Genomic DNA, 20,651 nt, shown 5'->3' on the forward strand with positions numbered 1-20,651 from the left:
TTGGGTGGTTGAATCCGAGCCCGGAGGACGTATGGCGATCGAGTTCCGCTCCGTCACGAAGCGATTCGCTGACGGCACCGTCGCGGTGGACGACTTCAGCCTCGTCCTGCCCGCCCACAAGACGACGGTCTTCGTCGGCTCGTCCGGATGCGGCAAGACGACGCTCCTGCGCATGATCAACCGCCTCGTCGAGCCGACGAGCGGCGAGATCACGATCGACGGCGAATCGATCCGCGACCGCGATCCGGTGCAGCTGCGCCGGGGCATCGGCTACGTCCTGCAGAGCGCGGGGCTGCTGCCCCACTTCAGCGTCCTCGACAACGTCGCGACCGTCCCGATCCTCAACGGCACGCCCAAGAAGCAGGCGCGTGCGCGTGCGCTCGAGCTGCTCGACATCGTCGGACTCGATCGCGCACTCGCCGACCGCTATCCCCGCCAGCTGTCCGGCGGCCAGCAGCAGCGCGTCGGCGTCGCGCGCGGACTCGCGGCCGATCCCAACATCCTGCTGATGGACGAGCCCTTCGGCGCGGTGGATCCCATCGTGCGCAAGGAGCTGCAGACCGAGACGCGTCGCCTGCAGCGCGACCTCGACAAGACGGTCGTCTTCGTCACGCACGACATCGACGAGGCGTTCCTCCTCGGCGACCAGGTCGTGATCCTCGAGAAGGGCGCGCACATCGCGCAGGTCGGCACGCCCGACGAGATCATCGAGAACCCCGCCAGCGCGTTCGTCGCCGAGTTCGTGGGTGTCGAGCGCGGATCGCGCGCGCTGACGCCGAAGAAGACCGCACACGGCACGGTGCTCGTGGATGCCGCGGGCCGGGCACAGGGCGTGCTCGTCGACGGGGTGCCATGAACTGGGTCGCGAACAACCTCGATCTGATCGGCTCGCTGGCGCTCGCGCACCTGCGCCAGAGCGCGATCGCGATCGTCGCCGCCTTCGTCATCGCGCTCCCCCTCGGGTGGCTCGCCTGGCGGTACACGGCGCTGCGCGGGTCGGTGCTCACCACGATCGGGCTGCTGTACACGATCCCCTCGCTGGGGCTGTTCGCGCTGCTGTGGGCGGTCTTCGGCATCCCCTATCTCTCCGAGAGCAACCTCGTGATCGCGCTGACCGTCTACGGCGTGGCGATCATGACGCGCTCGGTCACCGATGGACTCGACTCCGTCGACGCCGCCACCCGTGACGCCGCGATCGCCGTCGGCTACGGCCCGTGGCGACGGTTCTGGACGGTCGACCTCCCGCTCGCCGGCCCGGTGCTGCTGGCCGGCCTGCGCGTCACCGCGACCTCCACGATCGCGCTCGCGACCGTCGGCATCCTCATCGGCGTCGAGAACCTCGGCTACCTCTTCACCAACGGGCTCCAGCGCCGGATCATCCCCGAGGTGCTGGCGGGCGTGGTGATCGTCGTGGTCATCGCGCTCGTCTTCGACCTCCTGCTCGTCCTCGCCGGACGCGTGCTCATGCCGTGGATGCCGCGACGCGACGGCAGCCGGGCCGAGCGCCGCGCACTGCGCCGTCTCGCCGCCCGTCGGCTCGACTCCGCGGAGGCGGCATGAATCTGTTCGCCGACGCCTTCGCGTGGATCTTCTCCCCCGACCGCCTCACCGGGTCGCTGCCCCTGCCCGAGGCGATCGCCCAGCACCTCGCCTTCACGTTCGGCTCGGTGCTCATCGCCGCGCTGATCGCGATCCCGGCCGGGTGGGCCATCGGGCACACCGGCCGCGGGCGCGAGTTCGCCGTCGCCCTCTCGGGCGCCGCGCGCGCCATCCCCACACTCGGACTCGTCGTGCTGCTCTACCTCCTCGTCGGCGTCGTCTACAAGAGCCAGGCCGCGGTCGTCGCGTTCGTGATCCTCGCGATCCCGTCGATCCTCGCGGGGGCCTACGCGGGGTTCGAGGCGATCGACCGCTCGACCATCTCCGCCGCGCGGGCCGTCGGCATGACCGGCCGTCAGATCCTGTGGAAGGTGGAGGTGCCCCTCGGTCTGCCCCTGCTGATCGGCGGCCTGCGCTCGGCCACCCTGCAGGTGGTCGCCACCGTGACCATCGCCACCTACGTCGGCTTGGGCGGCCTCGGCTTCTACATCATCCAGGGCATCCAGCTGCGCGACACCGCCCAGATCCTCGGGGCCTCGATCCTCGTCGTCGTGCTGGCCCTCGTCCTCGACGGCGTGTTCGCCCTGCTGCAGCGCATCGTCGTCCCCCGCGGCGTCGCCGCCCGCACGGCGCGTTCGCGCCCCGTGGCCCGGGCCGCGACGGCATCCTGACTCTCCCTCCCACAGCACCCAACGAAAGGCACCTCTCATGTCCGCACTGCGCACCTCCCGTCTCGGAGCGCGGCTCGCCCTGGCGGCGACAGCGCTCACCGTGACCGCCCTCGCCCTCACCGGCTGCGGCTCCAGCAGCTCCCTCGAGCAGCCCGCCGCCACCGGCGACGCGACCGGCTCGGCCTCCACCATCACCATCGGCTCTCAGGCGTACTACTCCAACGAGGTCATCGCCGAGATCTACGCCCAGGCGCTCGAGGGCGCGGGCTACACGGTGGAGCGCAAGTTCAACATCGGCCAGCGCGACGCCATCGTGCCGTCGCTGCAGAACGGCACGATCTCGCTGACGCCGGAGTACACCGGCAACCTGCTGCAGTACTTCGACAAGAACACCACCGCCACCACCACCGAGGACGTCTACGCGGCACTCAAGAAGGCGCTGCCCGAGGGTCTCAGCGTCCTCGACCAGGCCTCGGCGACCGACCAGGACTCGTACAACGTGACCGCGGCCTTCGCCGCGGAGCACAACCTCACCTCGATCGCCGACCTGGCCAACGTCCCGAACCTCGTGCTCGGCGGCGCGCCCGAGCTCGAGCAGCGCCCCTACGGCCCCACCGGCCTGAAGGACAAGTACGGCGTCACCGTGAGCTTCAGCGCGACGGCGGACACCACGGTCGACGAGCTCGTCGCCGGCGGCGTCCAGCTCGCCGACGTCTACAGCGCCGACCCGAGCATCAAGACGAAGAACCTCGTCACGCTGGAAGACCCCAAGGGCCTCTTCCTCGCGTCGCACGTCGTCCCGCTCGTGAGCAGCTCGTTCCCCGCCGACGCGGCGGATGTCATCAACGCGGTCAACGCGAAGCTGACGCCCGAGGGCCTGGTCGCCCTCAACGTCGAGTCCAAGGTCGATCAGAAGTCGACGAAGGACATCGCCGCCGCCTGGCTGAAGGCCAACGGCCTGAGCTGAGGCGTCGGGCGTTTCGACTCCGCGCTGCGCTCGTCGCTCAACGACCGGGCTACAAACTCCCGGTCGTTGAGCGAGCGCAGCGAGTCGAAACGCAGAGCGCAGCGAGTCGAAACGCAGAGCGCAGCGAGTCGAAACGCAGAGCGCAGCGAGTCGAAACGCCCCACCCCTCGCCCGTGCCGGCCGGAGCGGCGTCAGAACGACTGCAGGTTCGCCCGCAAGCCGCCGTCCGAGAGCTCGTCGCGGAGGATGCCGCGGCGACGCAGCACGGGAACCAGCTCGTCGAGCGTGCGGTGGATCGTCACCGGATGCAGGTCGCCCCACAGCAGCACGCCGTCGTTGCCCCAGTCGCCGAGCTCCTCGATGAGGTCGGCGAACTCCTCCGCCGTACCGACGAAGCCCGACCGGTCCGAGATGCGCCCCAGCCGCGCGAGCGCGGTCAGGTGCGCGCGCAACGGCGCGGTCGCGGCATCCCGATCGCCGATGAGCCGGCGCAGGGATCCCTGCGAGACGTGATCCGCGAACAGTCCCGCCGGCAGCGGCGCGTCGAGCTCGAGCGCGGTCAGATCGGTCTCCAGGTCGCTGGACTGGCGCTGCGCGATCAGGCGCAGCGCGTCGTCGTCGGGCCGCGCGGAGGCGGCGACCAGGCGATCGGCCTCCTCCGGCGACGACACGATCACCGGTGAGATGGCGAACATCACCGTCACATCCGACGGCGCACGCCCGCGCTCCACCGCGGCGGCGTGGATCTTCGCGCGGTACGCGCGGACGCTCTGCTCGGTGAGCGGAGCGAGCGCCAACTGGATGTCGGAGTTCGCCCCCGCGAACGCGAGCCCGCGGCCCGACCCGCCCGGAGAGGCGATCACCGGCTCCCCGCGGGTGAAGGGCACGGCGTTGAGCGGACCGTCGAAGGCGAAGTACTCGCCGCGGTGGCGGACGGCGTCGAGCCGGGCGCCGTCGGCGTAGACGCCGGTCGCGGCATCGCGCACGAGAGCGCCCTCACCCCACGAGTTCCACAGCTCCCGCAGCCCGGCCAGCCATTCCTCCGCGCGGTCGTAGGCGGCGTCGTGGCCGAGCGGCGCGGCATCGCCGAAATGGCGCGCACTGCCGGTGTCGGTCACGACGTTCAGCCCCAGCCGGTCGCCGCTCAGGTGCTGCAGCGTGGCGAACTGGCGGGCCGCGGTGTAGGGCAGGTACGCGGCGGGGTTGACCGTCGGGATCACGCCGAGGCGCTGCGTCGCCTGGAAGAGGTAGGGGGCGAGCAGCAGCGGGTCGAGCTTGGGACCGCCGAAGGCGTGGCGGATGCGCAGGTCGATCGTGTCCGGCGACCCGAGCGAGGGCGCGTCCTCGATGAGCACGAACTCGAACCCCGCGCGCTCGAGCTCGCGGACGGACTGCTGATACAGCTCGGGCCGGGTCCAGTCCCAGTTCCAGTCCAGGTACGGATGACCCCACCCGTGCGGCCCGAAGCCGCGCGCGAGGAACCAGCCGAAGTGCTGCGGACGCGTCATGCCAGTACCGCGACCGGCACGTCGCTGGCGACGGTGAGCGCGTGCGACAGGTCGTCGATGAGGTCGGCGGCATCCTCGATGCCGATCGACACGCGCAGCGTGCCGTCGTGCACGCCCACGGCGGCGCGCTCGGCATCCGTGAGCGCGGCGTGCGACGTGGATGCCGGGTGCAGCACCAGCGACCGCACGTCGCCGAGGTGGGTCATGTGGGTGAAGACCTCGAGGGCCTCGACGAACGCGCGGGCCGTGTCGGCGTCGCCGTGGAGGGTGAAGCTGAACACGGATCCGAAGCCGTCCGGGAGGTCGCGCAGCGCGAGGTGGTGGTCGCGGTGGGCGGGGAGCCCGACGTAGTCGACGGAGGCCACCTCCGGACGTCCCGCCAGCCACTGCGCGACCGCGAGCGCGTTCGCGCTCTGCCGCTCGACGCGCAGGCTCAGCGTCTCGACGCCCTGCCCGATCAGGAAGGCGTTCAGCGGCGACGGCGTGGGACCGAACCGGGGAGCGACGGCCTCGCGCGCATACGCGATCCGCGCATCGCCGCCCACCCGCTCGAACACGCTCGGGACACCGCCGCGACCGGGCGCCGTCAGATGCGGGTAGAGCCGTCCGAGGCTGGTCTCGTCGAGGCGACCGCTGTCGACGATCGCTCCCCCCAGCACGCTGCCGTGCCCGGCGAGGAACTTGCTCGCCGAGTGGACGACGACGTCGGCGCCGAGCTCCAGCGGACGGACGAGGTACGGGGTGGCGAACGTGTTGTCGATGACCAGGGCGATCCCGTGGCGGTGCGCGAGGTCGGCGAGCGCCGGGATGTCGACGAGGCGGTTGCTGGCGTTCGAGATGGACTCGGCGAACAGCACGCGCGTGGTCGGCAGGATCGCGGCCTCCCACGCCTCGAGGTCGTCGATCTCGGAGACGAAGGTCGTCGTGATGCCCAACCGCGAGAGGTTGTCGCGCAGCAGGCCCCGGGTGCCCTCGTACACGTGCGTCGAGGACACGACGTGCTGGCCCGCCTCGAGCAGTCCGAGCAAGGCGACCGTGGTGGCGGCCTGGCCGCTCGCGAGCAGGAGCGCCTGAGAGCCGCCCTCGAGGGCGGCAAGGGTGTGCTCGACGGCGTCGACGGTCGGATTGCCGATGCGCGTGTAGGCGTAGCCCTCGCCGCGACCGAAGTGCGCGGCCGCGTCGTCGTACTCGCCGAACTCGAAACCGGCGGTCAGGTAGATGGGCGTCGCACGGGACGTCGCGATGCGGGCGTCGCCGTCGCGGCGTGCGCGCTCGTGCACCTGTCGGGTCGCGAATCCTCGCCTGCTCATGGCGTCCTCCTGTCCGCGCCGACGGCTCGGGACGCGTCGACGTCCCCATCGTCTCGGGACGGCGCGGTCACGGGCGAATCGCGTTTCGTCGTGTGACGCGTCGCGCGTCAGCCGTACGCGGCATCCCAGCGTCGCAGCGCACGCAGCGCGAGGAAGGTGACCCACCTCGACGGCTCGCCCACGGCGACGTCGAGCGGGAACCAGACGTCGCCGGCGAAGTGATGGCCCTGGAGCCACGTGCCGTCGGGGCGGCGGGCGGCGCGCACGATCGCGATGCTGCCGGCGGCGCGGGGATCGGGCGGGATGCCGTCGTGCATCGCAGCGGCCGTCACGTGGTCGATCGCCTTGAGCGCGGTGAAGGGCGCCCGGTAAGGATGGACGATGACGTCGGTCCACGGCCCGACCTGCTCCCCCGTCGACAGGCGGGTGCGCAGGCGGCGTGCGAGCAGGTACTCCTCGCCCCGCCGGCGCGAGGCCGCGAGGGAGGCGTCACCGGTGAGCTGCTCGTAGGCGAGGAGTCCGCGGACGGCGTTGATCGTCGAGTGGAACGACGACCGCACCGAACCGTCGACCCATTCGCAGTTCCACCCGCCGTCGGCGAGCTGGTGCGCGGGAAACCACGCCGCCAGCGCCGACATGTCGCGCCCCAGCCACGCGCCGTTGGCGAGCGTCATGGCGTTGATGCACACGTCGACCTCACCGTCCCAGTAGGGCAGATCGTCGTACTCCCACCGGGCGCTGCGTTCCAGCCGATCGGCGGTGTCTCCGAGCGCGCCCGCATCGGTGCCCCACTCGCGGAGGGTCGTCAGGGTCCAGGTGGTCGCGGTGTACGGCTGGCCGGGCGTCTGATCCTGCGTGTCGACGTCGAAGTCGGCGGGAAAGAACGCTCCCCCCGCCCACCGGCCGTCGGCATCCTGGTGCGCGAGCAGGCGCGCACCGTCGCCCTCGACGGCGATCCGCGACCGCGTGCGCGCCCACACGTCCTCCGGCAGATCGAGCAGGTCGCGCTGCACCTGCCATCGCAACGTCGGGTCTGAATCCAGCAGCCAGTCACGGACGGCGTCGTCGATCATGCGGCCCCGCTCCTCTCACCGCGCCCGCTGCACGGGCACACCCAGCCATCCGGCGAGGTCGTCGATCTCGGCATCCACCATCTCGCGCTCCTCCGGCTCCAGCGGCGTGAACTCGTGCACGGCGGTGACGACGAGGTTCTCCTTCTTCTTGTCGAGCTCGGCGTCGAGCAGCCCCACGAAACCGTCGCCGATGAGGATGGGATGCGCGAAGTATCCGTACCGGCGCTGCGCCTTCGGCTTGAACTGCTCGAGCACGAACTCGAACGCGAAGAGCTCGGTCAGGCGCGGACGGTCGAAGAGCATGCCGTCGTAGGGGTTGAGGATCGCGACGCGACCGCCGGCGTCGTCGTCGAGAGCCGCCAGCGCCGCCGGATCGACGCGCCACGACCACGACGAGCCCTCCACGGTCGCGGGCTCCCCCGCCATCCCCACCGGGGTCCACCGGGACTTCTGGCGGGCGATGCCCGCCGCCTGCAGCCGTCGCTCCTCGAGCAGCGCCGTCGCCTCGTCGGGGTCGATCACCGGGACGTCGGCGTACACGCGTTCGCCGAGGTCCCACACGCGCTGGCGGCCCTCCCGACGGACCACCGCGGTCTCGCCGACGTACGACAGCAGGTCGAGCATCCTGGGCACCTGGTTCGAGCCGTACCAGCCGGCCTCGTCTTTGTGTGCGACCTGGCTGGTGTCGTCGATCTGACCGGCCAGCAGCGGGCCGTCGGCGCGGAGGCGCGCGATCACGTCGGCGCGGAAGCGCGCGTTGGCCTCCAGCCAGCCCGCCGCCTGCCCGCGGAAGACCCGCGCGCGCATCCGCGCGAGCATCGCCGGCAGCAGGGATGCCGCGTGGAACTGGCCATCGAACTCGAACAGCGCCCGGTCGTCCTCGACCGCCTTCACGAGCTGACCGGGCTCGTAGCCCCAGCCGATGCGGCTGAACGGGATCGTCTGCTCGGCGGGCGCGATCGTGGCCGTCGGGTCGATCTTGATGGACCCGAGCTGCTCGCCGACCTCGACCACGTCTCCGGGACGATCGGCGTCGAGCAGCTGCGCCCGCACGGCGATGCGACGCGCCTGCTCCCGGCTCAGGTGATGCATGCCGCCACGGTACCCGCCGCATCCGACACCGCGCAGCCCGGGGGCTCACATGTCGGTGGGCGTCCACTCCGAGACCTCGTCGAGCTCGGCGACCTCGTCGGCCGTGAGCTCCACGCGACCGCCGTCGAGCAGATCGGCGACCTGCGACAGCTTCGACGCCGACGCGATCGGGGCGACGACGGTCGGCTTCGCGCGCAGCCAGCCGAGGGCGGTCGCGGCGATCGAGACGTCGTGGGCCGTGCCGATGCGCTCCAGCACCTGGATGATCTGCAGGCCCTGCGGGGTCGCGTACACCGCGGCGCCCTGCGCGCGCGGGGTGTCGTGGGCCGCGGCATCCGTCGAGCGGTACTTGCCCGTCAGGAAACCCTTCGCGAGCGAGAAGTAGGGCACCAGCGACAGGCCGAACTCCTCGGCGACCGGCACGATGTCGTCCTCGGTCTCGCGGTGCACGAGGTTGTAGTGCGGCTGGATCGCGACCGGCTCGGCGACGCCCAGCTCACGGGCGATGCGCACCCACTCGCGGATGCGGTCGGCCGAGTAGTTCGACACGGCGGTGTAGCGGACGAGGCCGTCGGACACGAGCTGGCCGAAGGCCGCGACCGTCTCCTCCAAGGGCGTCTCGGCGTCGTCGAAGTGGGCGTAGTACAGGTCGATCGACTCGACGCCGAGCCGCTCGAGCGACGCCTCCGCGGCGGCGCGCACGGTGGATGCCGCGAGCCCCTTGAACTGCGGATGCTGGCTGACCTTCGTCGCGACGGTGACGTCTCCGTGGCCGCGCTCGGCCAGCCAGGCACCGATGATCGTCTCGCTCTCGCCGCCGCTGTGGCCGGGAGCCCAGGCGCTGTAGGAGTCGGCGGTGTCGATGAAGGTGCCGCCGCCGGCGTGGAACGCGTCGAGGATGCGGAAGGACTCCTCGCGGTCGGCCGTCCAGCCGAACACGTTGCCGCCGAGGGCGAGGGGGAAGACGTCGATGTCGGTGTGCGCGATGCGGGTCATACCTCGATCCAACCACCGCCGTGGCGGACGTGTTCCGCGCATTCCGATCTGTTGCAGGGCCGGACGCGTACGCTGGAGGGGTGAGTATCGGGAACGGCCCCCGCCGTGCGGGCCAGAGGGAGGTCATCGGCGAGCTCTTCGCCGATGAGAGGTGACGTCGCCCCGGCGCCGTGCGCCGCGTCTCGCACGCGGCCGGCGCTGATCGTCGACCTTCCGTCACGGATGCCGCCGCGGCATCCGCCTTCGCACGACTCTCACCGAAGGGCATGCTCATGCACGCACTCACCGAAGCGCAGATCCGCGCCTCGCTCATCAACGTCACCCAGTCCGAACGCCGCAGCCTCACCCTGCCGGCCGACTTCCCGGACACGGACTGGGACTCCCGGCAGTTCTACGGCACCCGCGACCGCAAGCTGGCGCTGGTCGGCTACGTCGTCGTCGAGCTCGACGGCGAGCCCACCGGCCTGCTGCTGCGCCAGGCCGACACCCGGCCGAAGAGCCGCGCGCAATGCTCGTGGTGCGCCGACATCCACCTGCCGAACGACGTGCTGCTGTTCACCGCGAAGCGCGTGGGTGACGCCGGACGCCGCGGCGACACGGTCGGCACGCTCGCGTGCGATCGCTTCCAGTGCAACGACAACGCGCGCCGCCGCCCCGCGTCGGCCTACGTCGGGTTCGACGTGGAAGCCGCGCGCGCGGCGCGCATCGCCGCGCTGCGCGAGAACGTCGAGGCGTTCGTCCGCAGCGTGCGCGACGGGCGATAGACGCGGTCTCGCCGCGGGTCAGGCGGACCCGCGGCGGCGACGCCGCACCAGAAGCGCCCCGAGGCCCAGGAGGACCAGCGCGGTGAGCAGGATCGACACGGCGGTGGTCGCGTCGCCGCCGGTCACGGCGAGAGCGTCGTCGCCGGCGGTCACCGTGATGGGCGCCCACCCGATCACCGTTCCGTCGGCGTCGGCGACGACCACGCGGTGCGCGCCGAGGCTCATCCCCGCGGGCACCGTGACGGTGGCCGCGTGGGCCGTCGTGACCGTCGCCTGCCCCAGGTACGTCGGGGTCGAGAACATCCACACGTGGACCGGGGCTCCGGGCTGCACACCGGGCACCGTCAGCGTGAGCGACGCTCCCGCCCGGACCGTGGAGGGCGCGGTCACCGCACCCTCCAGCGCCGCGGTCAGATCGCTCTCCGCGGGGGCGAGCACACCCCCCGGCGTCGGGGTCGACGTGGATGCCGCGGGCACCGTGACCGTCCGCGCGGCCTCCACGTTGCCGACGAGATCGACCGCGCGGTAGCCGACGACCGTCGCCGCATCGCCGACGACGACCGCGCCGGTGGCGGGCGACCAGTCCGCGGCGTCGCCGATCCGGTACTCGATGCGGGCGAGGCCCGAATGCGCATCGACCGCGGTCAGAGTGACGGTGCGGGCGGCGGCATCTGTCACCACCGTCGTCACCGGCGCATCGACGTCGATCGAGAACGACGCCGTGCCGCCCGAGCCGGCGACCGCCTCGCCGTCCTCGCTGGCGCGGTAGTCGAGCTGGTGCGCTCCGGATGCCGCGACGACGATCTCGCCCGCGTAGCCCTTCCACTCGCCGCCGTCCTGGCGGTACTCGATGTCCGCCTTCGCGCGCTCGTTGAGCGCGAGCGTCACCGACACCGCACCGCGGTACCACCCGGAGACCTCGGGCGCGTTCGACGTCACCGTGGCGGTGACCACCGGCGCGACGTACGGCCCGTCTTCGAGCGACGCGATCGCGCTGTTGAGCGCCTGCGCCGGGGCATCCACCTCGTTCTGCGTCGAGGGCTCCGCCACCGACGTCGCCCACGAGAGCGCCTTCTGCACCTTCGCCCACGACGGCGCCGTGTAGTCGCGCTCGTCCAGCCGGGACGCCTCGCGCACCAGCCAGTCGAGGTCGGCCGTGTCGACGGCGAGCCCGTCTGCGGTCAGCACGTCGGAGAGGGAGAAGTCGTCGAAGTCGGCGTGACCGCCGCTCGTCTGCGTGGCGTAGCTGAACAGCCCGAACCGCTGGCCCTTGAAGTGCTTGGACTCCCATGACGAGCGCTTGGCCTGCGCATCGCCCAGCGCCTGCCAGGTGACGCCGTCCCAGCTGTAGTAGAAGCGCACCGTGTTGCGGTCGGCCCCGGACTTGCGCATGTTGAGGTCCGCCTTGAGCGAGACGCTGGTCACGCCCTGGGGCACGGCGACGCTGGCGAGGAAGTCCTCCACGGTCGCGATCGACTCCTGATCGGCGTAATCGCGCACGGGACGGTTCACGATTCCCAGCGTGGAGACGCCGTCCTTCTTGGCGACCCCGATGTAGCTGAGCTGCCGGTTGTAGACCGCGAGACCCGAGACGTCCCCGTCCTTGAGGCCCGAGAAGTCCAGCCTCGTCTGCGCGGAGGATGCCGGGGCGAACGTCCGCTGCGACAACGTGTTGCGCGCCTCCTCGAAGTACGTCAGCTGGTACTGCTTGTTGGCCGCACCGGTCACGACGCGACCGTTCGTGAGACGCAGCCAGCCGTCGCGATCGGTCAGCGACCAGTACCGGTTGTCGACGTTGTGCCCCCACTGCCACGGCAGGGCGAGGTGGGAGCCGTTGTCGGCACCCTCCGCGGAGGTGTAGTAGTCGGGCACCGGACGGTCTCCGACCATCGAGACGTCGTCGACGAAGAAGATGTCCGGCACGGTGGTCGAGCCGGCCGTGACGATCGAGACCTTCGCGGTGGCGACGTCGAGCTCAGCGGGGACCGTGAACTCTCCCGCGACCTGGACGAAGGTGGTCGGCGCGGAGGCCGAACCCTTGGGCACGCTCGCCCGCGCCATCGGGTAAGAGTGTCCCTTTCCGTCGCTCAGGGTGATCGCGAACGTCGCCGGGTCGCTGCCGGCGTCGCGGTAGTGCACCCACGCCGACACCGCGTAGGTCGAACCGCGCTGGAGGGTCGTCACCGCTTGCGACGCGCCGGCGACGTCGGTCGTGCGACCGTTGACCTTCAGCGACATCGCGCCCTGGTGGCGCGTGGAGTAGCCCAGGCTGAGGCTCGCGCCGCTCAGCGCCTGCCATCCCGTCGTGCCGGCTTCGATCGTGCCGTTGGCGATGTGCTCGCCCCGGGACTCGGGCACCACCACCTCGGGCGCGGGCACGTTGGGGTTGCGGAAGTCGCGCGGCGCGGCATCGTTGGAGAACTGGTCGGAGGTGACGACGCTCGCCGCCTGGGCCGTGCGGGCATCCGCCGCGCTCAGCGTGACGGGCATCGGCTGCGTTCCGGGCAACGGCACCTGCGAGCTGCCGAGGACGCCGGTGCCGAACACGGGCCAGGCATCCGGGTCGGCGGCATCCCACGCCACCGGCACCAGCACGGGGATGCGCCCGGTCGGGTAGTCGTCGCCGAACAGCAGCGCCCACTGCGGCGTCGCCGAATCGCCCGTGCCGATGAATCCGCCCTGCGCGACGAGGTTGGAGCCGACGCCCACGCGGACCTCGTACGGATCGGATGCCGCGGAGCCGAGCAGGCTCCGGGAGCGCAGCACGATCGCCTGGCGGCCGTACTTCCCCCAGGTGATGCCGAGGATGTAGTAGTACCCGTTGATGTACTCGACCTGGTTGCCCTCCCAGCCGCTGCCCATCACCTCGGTCGTGCTCAGGCCCGTGTTGTTGATCGCGGTGGCCGTGGTGGCGGCGACACGGTCGCTGATCACCGAGTGGAGGTCGGGACTCATCTGCGCGATCTGGGTCGACGAGCTGCCGTAGACGATGTACGGGGTGTCACCGTCGAAGAAGATGTTGGGGTCGTGGAAGCTCCGGTTGTAGCTGAACTTGTCCCACTGTCCGCTTTCGATGTCGGTCGTCGTGAAGAGGTAGGCGTGACCGTTGTTGTTGCTGTTCATCACGACGTAGAACGTGCCGTCGTGGTAGCGCAGGGTGCTCGCCCACTGCCCCTGTCCGTAGGCGCTGTAGCCGTTACGGAGCGCGTTGGTGTCGGTGACCTCCATCACGTCGTAGACGTAGTTGACGATCTCCCAGTTCACGAGGTCGTAGGAGCGCAGGATGGGCGCGCCGGGCGTCAGCTCCATCGTCGTGGAGATCATGTAGTAGGTGTCGATGCTCGCCCCTGCGGTGCCGGCGGGGATGCGGATCGTGGCCACGTCGGGCACGTCGGAGCCGATGATCGCGTTCAGGAAGGTGCCGTCGGCGGTCTGGGTGGACGTGAAGCTCTTGCCCTGACCCGACCAGGCATCGTCGTCGGCGGCCTGCGCCGTGGACGCACCGACGATCGTGCCGGACAGCATCGTGGCCACGGCGACGGCGAGTGCTGATCCCCTCCGCAGACGTCGTCGGGATGGGGTGGGCGGGCTGGTGATCGTCACGGGATGAGTCCCCTCCTGCGCGTCGCTGCGCTGTCGTGATCCGCCGGCTTCGGCAGCGACGATGCGTGCCGAAGGGTGCGAACGCGCGTCGTTCACAGGGCGATGACCGCATGTTAGCGGGAACAATCGCGCGGAGGCAATCTCCGTCGCCTCCGGCGTCCCCGCGGCAGCCGCGACATCCATTCAGTGGAATGGATGCGGGAAGCGTAACGTTGCCCCCATCATGCAACGCTTCGGAACCCTCTCCTTCGGCCACTACGGCCCGCTCGGCGGCGGGCGCGAGCTCACCGCCGGCGACATGCTGCACCAGGCGATCGACCTCGCGCAGGGCATGGACGACCTCGGCGTCAACGGCGTCGCGGTGCGCGTACACCACTTCGCGCGCCAGCAGGCCGCCCCCATGCCGCTGCTGTCGGCGATGGCCGCCAAGACGAAGCGGATCGAGGTGGGCACCGGCGTCATCGACATGCGCTACGAGAACCCGCTCTACCTCGCCGAGGAGGCCGCCGCCGTCGACCTCATCTCCGACGGGCGCCTGGCGCTCGGCGTGAGCCGCGGCTCACCCGAGACGGTCGTGCGCGGCTACGAGAAGTTCGGCTACACCGGGGCAGACCCCCGCGGGGCCGACCTCGCCCGCGAGCACATGGACCTCTTCCTCCGCGCGATCGACGGCGAGGGCCTCGCCGAGCGCGACGCGAACTCCCCCTTCGGCGGCGGCCACGGCCTGCAGCGCATCGAGCCGCATTCGCCCGGGCTGCGCTCGCGCGTGTGGTGGGGCGCGGGCTCGCGCGACACGGCCGAGTGGGCGGGGCGCACGGGCCTCAACCTCATGTCCTCGACCCTCGTCACCGAGGCGGACGGCCGCCCCTTCGACATCCTGCAGGCCGAGCAGATCGACCGCTTCCGCGCCGCCTGGGCCGAGGCCGGGCACGCCGGCACGCCCCGCGTCTCGGTGAGCCGCTCCGTGTTCCCGATCACGACCGCGGAGGACGAGCTGTACTTCGGCCACAGCCAGGAGGGCGACGGCATCGGCTACATCGACGGCTTCCGCTCGACCTTCGGCAAGACCTACGCCGCGGCGCCCGACGTGCTCGTCGAGCAGCTGCGACAGGATGCCGCGGTCATGTCCGCCGACACCCTCATGCTCACCATCCCCAGCCAGCTGGGCGTGGAGTTCAACCTGCGGATCATCGAGTCCTTCGCCCGCCACGTCGCCCCGGCGCTCGGCTGGCAGTCCACCCTCGCCTCCGCGTAAGGAGCGGATGCGGAGGAACGCATCGGATTCGGACGGCGGATGCCACGGCATCCGAATCCGGTGCGCGTCTCCGCAGACGGGCATGACGTCCGGATCGGTGATTGACGCCGCGACGGGGATGATCGACGCTGGTGACCATGAGACGCGTCCGCCTCGACCTGAACATCTCCCTCGACGGTTTCGCCACCACCACCGACCAGACGCCCGAGAACCCGTTCGGTGAGGACTGGATGCGGCTGACGCGGGACTACACGGCGACCCGCACCTTCCGCGAGCGCGTGCTGCACGACTCGTCGGGCGCCGGCACGACCGGCGTCGACGACCGCTACGCGATGCGCTACTTCGCCGACCTGGGCGCGGAGATCATGGGCGCCGGCATGTTCGGTCTGCACGAGCACGGCGACGACCCCGAGTGGCGCGGCTGGTGGGGCGAGGAGCCGCCCTTCCGCATCCCCGTGTTCGTCCTCACCCACACACCCCGGGCATCGATCGAGATGGCCAACGGCACGAGCTTCCACTTCCTCGACGCGAGCCCGCACGACGCCCTGGCCCGGGCGCGCGCCGTCGCCGGCGGCGGCGACATCCGCATCGGCGGTGGGGCCACCACGGCGCGCGACTTCCTCGACGAAGGGCTCGTGGACGACATCCACGTGGCGGTCGTGCCGATCCTGCTGGGCCGCGGCATCCGCCTGTGGGACGACCTCCGCGGGCTGGAGAACGGCTACCGCGTGACGTCGGAAGCGGCCGAGAGCGGCGTGACCCACATCACCTTCAGCCGACCGCCGGAGTGACCGCGCGCCGCCGTCGGTGCCGGACGGACGATGAAGGCGACCGCCGTATCCCCCCAGACCGGCGATCGCCCTCATCGATGCGCTGGCCGACTTCGGGCGCCGGCTCGCGTACTGACGACGCTACGTGGTTCGGCTCGTACGAGACAGCGATCGGCGCGAATCTTGCGGCATCCTCAACATTCACGCGCATACGACCCGGGAACGCCGTCCGAGGCACTCTCGGCCTGCGGAAATCTTGCGCAGATCTTGAGGTCGCCGATCTTGACGCGACGCCGACGCGAAGGTAAAAGCGTCGTCACCCGCCGGGCGTCACGGAGAGCCCGAGCACGGGGTACAGCACCGTGAAACCCTCCACGATCCCGAGCTTCAACGCGTCGCCGGTGTGACCGGCGCCGGGGATGTCGTAGCGCGTCACGGTCATTCCGGCCTTCTGCGCGGCGGCCGCGACGGCGTCGGCGTGGGCGCGATAGGTCGGATCGTCCGCTCCCGCGGTGAACACCGCGGTCATTCCGGCATACGTGCCCGCCGGCGCGGCGGCCAGGACGTTGACCGGCTTGGACGCCTCGAACGCGGCCGCGTCACCGCCGAAGATCGTCTTCGTGATGTTCTCCACCTGCTCGGAGCCGGGGAACGGCTCCCCCGAGACGTCCAGGATGTTCTTCCAGAGTCCGGGGTAGTCGGCACCGAACGACAGGGCACAGCCGCCGCCGTTGGAGTACCCCGCGATCGTCCAGTAGGCGGGGTCTTGGATGATGTTCAGGTTCGCCTTGGCCCACGCCACCACGTCCTGCGTGACGTAGGTGCGGGCGCGGCCGTAGGCGCTCGAATCGGCGCATGCGGTGTCGTTGACCGCCGAGCCCACCTGGTCTGCGACGATCACGATCGGCGCCAGGCCGTGGTTGCGCGCCGCGAAGTCGTCCAGCACGTCGCTGATCGCCGTCGGGTCGGGGTTGCCGGGGTGGCCCATCATCATGATCACCAGCGGCAGCGCCGGCGCGTTCGGGACGAGGGCGGCGGGCGGGAGGTAGATGCCCGCCGGACGCGCGTCGAACCCGGATGCCGTGGCGGGGATGTTCCGGGTTCCGCGCGTGCCTTTCTGCGGCATCCCCGCGGGCGGGACGAACGACTGCGCGAGCGGGACGGCCGGCGCCGCCCCGTTCGTGTTGTCGGCGTGCGGAAGGTCGATGCTGTTGTCGACCGCGATGCCGAACAGCGTGCCGAGCGTCGGGTTGAGCCCGAAGGAGGCGTTGGCCCCGATCGTCGCGGAGACGAGGAAGCTGAGGACGGCCACCGCCGACACGATCCGCCGCCACGGACGGGCACCGACCATCGCCCCGATCGCCCATCCGGATGCCGCGAGCGCACCGGCCGCCCACTGGAGCACGAACGCGGGGAGCGGGTCGGCGCCGAACACCTGCGAGCGGTCCACGAGGTGCACCGCGAGCACCGCGAGGCCGGCCCCGGCGACCGCGCCGATCACCGCCCACAGGAGGGCGCGTCGATCCCACCGGCGCACGAGCACGACGGCGAGGAACACGGCGGCCACGGCGTGGACCACGATCGGAACGGCACCACCGATGATCGGCAACTGCCAGATCTGCATGCTCCGACTCTAGGGGCGCAGACCTGAGGTCGCGCTGAGCGGATGCGGAGCTTCCGCGGGACCGGAAGAAAGCGCCGGATTTCGGGGGTGGCGGTGGGGGGCGTCACCGTGAATAATGTGAGGTATGACCACAGGTCGCCCGGTTGGGTACAGCGCCATTTCCAGCTATTCACGTGTCGAGATCCTGCACCTCGTGCAGGAGCAGCCGCGTCGCACGATCACCGAGATCGTCGATGCGACGGGGCTGCATCCGAACACCGTGCGCGAGCATCTGCAGCGCCTGATCGACGAGGGATACGTCGTCTCGGCAGCGGAGCACCGCACGACCCGCGGGCGTCCGCGCGTGCTCTACAGCGCGGCCGACGGCGTGCGCGCCTCGAGCCCGATCCAGCGGCGCAAGGTGCGCGCCGCCGCCGAACGCGGCGACCTCATGCGGCGGGTGCTCCCCGGCGCGGCGCCCGAGCTCGACACCGACGCGCTGCACCAGGTCGACGCCCTAGTCGAGGACCTCATCGACGCCGGCTTCGACCCGCTCGTCGACGAGCGGGAGCTGACGGTCGACCTGACCCCGTGCGCGCACGCCTCGTCTCAGGCGGAGCACCGCGAGATGCTCTGCCAGGTGCACCTGGGCCTCATGCAGAGCGTGCTCGCCGCCGCCGGCGGACCGCTCGCGGTGGACGAGATGCGCCCCTCCTGCGACCCGCGCGAGTGCGTCGTCCAGCTGATGTTCGCCCCGGCCACGGCCTGATCAGAACCCTTTTCTTTTTCACGGCCCAGCGCCTCCAAGGCTGGGAAAACCCTGTGTAGCTTCAGTCTCGAAGAAGACTCCCACCCTCGGAAGGATGACGATGGACTTCCTGGATCCGCTGCTGCTCGCACGATGGCAGTTCGGTCTCACGACCCTGTACCACTTCATCTTCGTGCCGCTCACGCTCGGCATGTCGCTGTTCGTCGCCATCTTCCAGACGGTCTGGCACCGCACGGGAGACGTGAAGTGGCTGCACCTCACGCGCTTCTTCGGGAAGATCTTCCTGATCAACTTCGCGATGGGCATCGTCACCGGCATCGTGCAGGAGTTCCAGTTCGGCATGAACTGGTCGAGCTACTCCCGCTTCGTCGGTGACGTCTTCGGCGCCCCGCTCGCCTTCGAGGGTCTGATGGCCTTCTTCTTCGAGGCCACGTTCATCGGTCTGTGGATCTTCGGGTGGAACAAGCTGCCCCGCCGCATCCACCTGCTCACCATCTGGATGACGGTCGTCGGCACCTGGCTGTCGGCCTACTTCATCCTCGCGGCCAACGCGTTCATGCAGAACCCCAAGGGCTACCAGATGTCGGCCGCGGGCCACCGCGCCGAGATGGCCGACTTCTGGCAGGTGCTGACCAACCCGGTCGCCCTGACGCAGTTCCCCCACACGATCTCGTCGGCCATCATGTTCTCCGCCGGCGTCGTGATCGCGGCATCCGCGTGGCATCTCGCCCGCAAGCAGAACGTCGAGATGCTGCGCCCGGCGCTGAAGTTCGGGCTCTGGGCGATGATCGCCGGCTTCGTGGCCGTGTTCCTCTCGGGCGACCAGCTGGGCCTGGTGATGGTGCAGACCCAGCCCATGAAGATGGCAGCTGCGGAGGCGATGTTCAACACCGCGTGCGGCGCGGACGCCTCGTTCTCGATCTTCTCGATCGGCACGCCCGACGGCACCGGCGAGGTGTGGTCGCTGCGCGTCCCCTACGTGCTCGCCTTCCTCTCGACCCACGACTTCAACGGCTGCGTCGAGGGCATCAACGACCTCAACCAGCTCTACACGACGCAGCTGTTCCCGCAGTTCGCGGATCAGGTCGACGGCAACTTCGCCCCCGTCCTGTGGGTCACCTACTGGGCCTTCCGCTGGATGATGGGCTTCGGCCTGCTCGCCACGGCGATCGCCGTCGCCGGTCTGTGGGTGACGCGCAAGAAGGCGAAGCGCCCCGTCGCCGGCTGGATGTGGAAGCTGGCCATCTGGCAGGCGCCGCTGGCCCTGCTCGGCATCCTCGTCGGCTGGATCTTCACGGAGATGGGACGCCAGCCCTGGATCGTCTTCGGCCTCATGCTCACCGAGGACGGCGTCTCGCCCAACGTGCCCGGCTGGACCGTGCTGATCTCGCTCATCGCCTTCACCGCGATCTACGCGATCCTCGCGGTGGTCGAGTTCGGCCTCATCTTCAAGACGGTCAAGGAGGGCCCGCAGCCGCTGCCCGAGCCCGGTGACCCCGATCCGTCCGACGTCCCGGTCGATCAGACCCCGTCCACGGTCTACTAGGAGCTGACATGGACCTCGCCTATCTCTGGTTCTTCATCGTCGGAGTGCTGTTCGTCGGCTACTTCGTGCTCGACGGCTTCGACTTCGGTGTCGGCATGTCGTTGCCCTTCCTCGGCAAGGACGAGGTGTCGCGCCGCCAGGTGATCAACACGATCGGCCCCGTGTGGGACCTCAACGAGACCTGGGTCATCGTCGCCGGCGCCTGTCTGTTCGCGGCGTTCCCGGAGTGGTACGCGACGCTGTTCAGCGGGTTCTACCTGCCGCTGCTGCTGATCCTGCTGGCGCTCATCGCGCGCGGCGTCTCGTTCGAGTACCGCCACCAGCGCGACGACCTGCGGTGGAAGCGCCGCTTCGACGCGATGATCGTGGTCGGCTCGGCTGTGCCCGCCCTGCTGTGGGGCGTCGCGGTCGCGAACATCGTGCAGGGTGTGCCGATCGACGCCGACAAGAACTTCACCGGTTCGCTGTTCACGCTCCTCAACCCGTATGGGCTGTGGGTGGGCGTGACGACGCTGCTGCTGTTCTTCCTGCACGGCGTGTACTTCGTCGGCCTGAAGACCGACGGGCAGGTGCACCACGACGCGCAGGCGCTCGGCAAGAAGCTCGCGATCCCCACCGTGATCTTCGCCGCGGGCACGGTCGTCTGGACGATCTTCATCGCCGCGGGCCGCGAGGCGCCGCTGCTGTGGGCCGTCATCGCGTGCGGCGTCATCGCCGCGGTCGCGCTGCTGCTGTCGGTGTGGCTCAACATCGCCGACCGCGACGGCAAGGCCTTCGCCGCCGGCGCCGTGACGATCGTCTTCGCGGTGCTCACGCTGTGGCTGGCCCTGTTCCCGTACGTGATGCCGTCGACGACCGACGACGCGTTCAGCCTGACGATCTCCAACGCCTCCAGCACGACCATGACGCTGCAGATCATGTCGTGGGCCGCGCTGATCTTCCTGCCGCTGGTGCTCGCCTACCAGGCGTGGACCTACTGGGTGTTCCGCAAGCGCATCACCCGCTCGACGATCGAGAAGGCCGAGCTGGCCGAAGCGCACTGACACTCACCGCCGAGCCGCCACGTTCTGTTCGAGCCGACATGCTTCGGCCGGCCGGAACGTGGCGGCTCGGCCGTGTGATGGC

The 20,651-nt window shown here is 70.3% G+C and carries 17 protein-coding genes; 10 read left to right on the forward strand and 7 right to left on the reverse strand.

All coding sequences use genetic code 11. The features are described 5' to 3' along the window. Positions 1-31 precede the first annotated feature (31 nt). Genes KY498_RS07605 through KY498_RS07620 form a run of 4 tightly spaced genes read left to right on the forward strand, consistent with a single transcriptional unit; the run spans position 32 to position 3,237 of the window. Positions 32-856: an ABC transporter ATP-binding protein gene (locus KY498_RS07605; RefSeq protein WP_060959983.1), complete on the forward strand. Its 825-nt coding sequence runs from the start codon at positions 32-34 to the stop codon at positions 854-856. Further along, the gene (locus KY498_RS07610; protein ID WP_060959982.1) at positions 853-1,560 is read left to right on the forward strand and encodes an ABC transporter permease; all 708 of its coding nucleotides are present in this window, start codon (positions 853-855) and stop codon (positions 1,558-1,560) included. Before KY498_RS07605 ends, KY498_RS07610 begins: the two co-directional genes overlap by 4 nt. Continuing rightward, a complete protein-coding gene (locus KY498_RS07615; RefSeq protein ID WP_060959981.1) occupies positions 1,557-2,270 on the forward strand; it encodes an ABC transporter permease in 714 nt (237 codons plus the stop codon). Before KY498_RS07610 ends, KY498_RS07615 begins: the two co-directional genes overlap by 4 nt. Positions 2,271-2,307: 37 nt before the next feature. Further along, positions 2,308-3,237, forward strand: coding sequence for an ABC transporter substrate-binding protein (locus KY498_RS07620; RefSeq protein ID WP_060959980.1), 930 nt, complete (start codon positions 2,308-2,310; stop codon positions 3,235-3,237). A 191-nt stretch (positions 3,238-3,428) separates the two neighbouring features. Here KY498_RS07620 and KY498_RS07625 read toward each other — a convergent pair whose 3' ends face one another. The 5 genes from KY498_RS07625 to KY498_RS07645 form a co-directional block, all read right to left on the reverse strand. Then, positions 3,429-4,745 carry an LLM class flavin-dependent oxidoreductase gene (locus KY498_RS07625; RefSeq protein ID WP_191008028.1) on the reverse strand — a complete coding sequence of 439 codons (1,317 nt, stop codon included), beginning with the start codon at positions 4,743-4,745 and terminating at the stop codon, positions 3,429-3,431. Then, positions 4,742-6,055 carry an O-acetylhomoserine aminocarboxypropyltransferase/cysteine synthase family protein gene (locus KY498_RS07630; protein WP_191008027.1) on the reverse strand — a complete coding sequence of 438 codons (1,314 nt, stop codon included), beginning with the start codon at positions 6,053-6,055 and terminating at the stop codon, positions 4,742-4,744. The genes KY498_RS07625 and KY498_RS07630 overlap by 4 nt, the downstream gene beginning before the upstream one ends. 107 nt (positions 6,056-6,162) lie before the next feature. Then, positions 6,163-7,128, reverse strand: a complete 966-nt coding sequence (locus KY498_RS07635; protein WP_191008026.1) for a squalene cyclase — start codon at positions 7,126-7,128, stop codon at positions 6,163-6,165. A 15-nt stretch (positions 7,129-7,143) separates the two neighbouring features. Beyond that, positions 7,144-8,220: a DNA glycosylase AlkZ-like family protein gene (locus KY498_RS07640; RefSeq protein ID WP_191008025.1), complete on the reverse strand. Its 1,077-nt coding sequence runs from the start codon at positions 8,218-8,220 to the stop codon at positions 7,144-7,146. A gap of 45 nt (positions 8,221-8,265) precedes the next feature. After that, entirely contained in the window at positions 8,266-9,216 is a 951-nt protein-coding gene (locus KY498_RS07645; RefSeq protein WP_060959975.1) for an aldo/keto reductase, read from the reverse strand. Between the two features lie 272 nt (positions 9,217-9,488). Here KY498_RS07645 and KY498_RS07650 point away from each other — a divergent pair, with 272 nt between their 5' ends. Beyond that, positions 9,489-9,980: an FBP domain-containing protein gene (locus KY498_RS07650; protein ID WP_191008024.1), complete on the forward strand. Its 492-nt coding sequence runs from the start codon at positions 9,489-9,491 to the stop codon at positions 9,978-9,980. A gap of 18 nt (positions 9,981-9,998) precedes the next feature. Here the strand turns inward: KY498_RS07650 and KY498_RS07655 are convergent, their stop codons facing one another. Continuing rightward, a complete protein-coding gene (locus KY498_RS07655) occupies positions 9,999-13,583 on the reverse strand; it encodes a family 43 glycosylhydrolase (RefSeq protein WP_191008023.1) in 3,585 nt (1,194 codons plus the stop codon). Between the two features lie 223 nt (positions 13,584-13,806). On the opposite strand from KY498_RS07655, the gene KY498_RS07660 reads away from it, so the two are divergent. Both KY498_RS07660 and KY498_RS07665 read left to right on the forward strand, forming a co-directional pair. Continuing rightward, positions 13,807-14,838 (forward strand): LLM class flavin-dependent oxidoreductase, encoded by a 1,032-nt coding sequence (locus tag KY498_RS07660; RefSeq protein ID WP_191008022.1) that lies wholly within the window; start codon positions 13,807-13,809, stop codon positions 14,836-14,838. 137 nt (positions 14,839-14,975) lie between these two features. Then, positions 14,976-15,629 (forward strand): dihydrofolate reductase family protein, encoded by a 654-nt coding sequence (locus KY498_RS07665; protein ID WP_191008021.1) that lies wholly within the window; start codon positions 14,976-14,978, stop codon positions 15,627-15,629. Positions 15,630-15,924: 295 nt separating this feature from the next. Here KY498_RS07665 and KY498_RS07670 read toward each other — a convergent pair whose 3' ends face one another. Beyond that, positions 15,925-17,232, reverse strand: a complete 1,308-nt coding sequence (locus tag KY498_RS07670; protein ID WP_191008020.1) for an esterase family protein — start codon at positions 17,230-17,232, stop codon at positions 15,925-15,927. A 124-nt stretch (positions 17,233-17,356) separates the two neighbouring features. On the opposite strand from KY498_RS07670, the gene KY498_RS07675 reads away from it, so the two are divergent. The 3 genes from KY498_RS07675 (at position 17,357) to cydB (ending at position 20,569) form a co-directional block, all read left to right on the forward strand. Further along, entirely contained in the window at positions 17,357-17,980 is a 624-nt protein-coding gene (locus tag KY498_RS07675; RefSeq protein ID WP_101305774.1) for a metalloregulator ArsR/SmtB family transcription factor, read from the forward strand. Positions 17,981-18,080: 100 nt separating this feature from the next. Then, positions 18,081-19,526 carry a cytochrome ubiquinol oxidase subunit I gene (locus KY498_RS07680; protein WP_060959970.1) on the forward strand — a complete coding sequence of 482 codons (1,446 nt, stop codon included), beginning with the start codon at positions 18,081-18,083 and terminating at the stop codon, positions 19,524-19,526. 8 nt (positions 19,527-19,534) lie between these two features. After that, positions 19,535-20,569: a cytochrome d ubiquinol oxidase subunit II gene (cydB, locus tag KY498_RS07685; protein ID WP_060959969.1), complete on the forward strand. Its 1,035-nt coding sequence runs from the start codon at positions 19,535-19,537 to the stop codon at positions 20,567-20,569. Positions 20,570-20,651 lie beyond the last annotated feature (82 nt).

Source organism: Microbacterium sp. PAMC21962, from assembly GCF_019443465.1.
Classification (GTDB): domain Bacteria; phylum Actinomycetota; class Actinomycetes; order Actinomycetales; family Microbacteriaceae; genus Microbacterium; species Microbacterium hominis.

What these genes read in the sequence shown, in the direction of transcription:
- KY498_RS07605 (WP_060959983.1), top strand. Translation starts at nt 32, where the DNA reads ATGGCGATCGAGTTCCGCTCCGTCACGAAGCGATTCGCTGACGGCACC.
- KY498_RS07610 (WP_060959982.1), top strand. Translation starts at nt 853, where the DNA reads ATGAACTGGGTCGCGAACAACCTCGATCTGATCGGCTCGCTGGCGCTC.
- KY498_RS07615 (WP_060959981.1), top strand. Translation starts at nt 1,557, where the DNA reads ATGAATCTGTTCGCCGACGCCTTCGCGTGGATCTTCTCCCCCGACCGC.
- KY498_RS07620 (WP_060959980.1), top strand. Translation starts at nt 2,308, where the DNA reads ATGTCCGCACTGCGCACCTCCCGTCTCGGAGCGCGGCTCGCCCTGGCG.
- KY498_RS07625 (WP_191008028.1), bottom strand. Translation starts at nt 4,745, where the DNA reads ATGACGCGTCCGCAGCACTTCGGCTGGTTCCTCGCGCGCGGCTTCGGG.
- KY498_RS07630 (WP_191008027.1), bottom strand. Translation starts at nt 6,055, where the DNA reads ATGAGCAGGCGAGGATTCGCGACCCGACAGGTGCACGAGCGCGCACGC.
- KY498_RS07635 (WP_191008026.1), bottom strand. Translation starts at nt 7,128, where the DNA reads ATGATCGACGACGCCGTCCGTGACTGGCTGCTGGATTCAGACCCGACG.
- KY498_RS07640 (WP_191008025.1), bottom strand. Translation starts at nt 8,220, where the DNA reads ATGCATCACCTGAGCCGGGAGCAGGCGCGTCGCATCGCCGTGCGGGCG.
- KY498_RS07645 (WP_060959975.1), bottom strand. Translation starts at nt 9,216, where the DNA reads ATGACCCGCATCGCGCACACCGACATCGACGTCTTCCCCCTCGCCCTC.
- KY498_RS07650 (WP_191008024.1), top strand. Translation starts at nt 9,489, where the DNA reads ATGCACGCACTCACCGAAGCGCAGATCCGCGCCTCGCTCATCAACGTC.
- KY498_RS07660 (WP_191008022.1), top strand. Translation starts at nt 13,807, where the DNA reads ATGCAACGCTTCGGAACCCTCTCCTTCGGCCACTACGGCCCGCTCGGC.
- KY498_RS07665 (WP_191008021.1), top strand. Translation starts at nt 14,976, where the DNA reads ATGAGACGCGTCCGCCTCGACCTGAACATCTCCCTCGACGGTTTCGCC.
- KY498_RS07670 (WP_191008020.1), bottom strand. Translation starts at nt 17,232, where the DNA reads ATGCAGATCTGGCAGTTGCCGATCATCGGTGGTGCCGTTCCGATCGTG.
- KY498_RS07675 (WP_101305774.1), top strand. Translation starts at nt 17,357, where the DNA reads ATGACCACAGGTCGCCCGGTTGGGTACAGCGCCATTTCCAGCTATTCA.
- KY498_RS07680 (WP_060959970.1), top strand. Translation starts at nt 18,081, where the DNA reads ATGGACTTCCTGGATCCGCTGCTGCTCGCACGATGGCAGTTCGGTCTC.
- cydB (WP_060959969.1), top strand. Translation starts at nt 19,535, where the DNA reads ATGGACCTCGCCTATCTCTGGTTCTTCATCGTCGGAGTGCTGTTCGTC.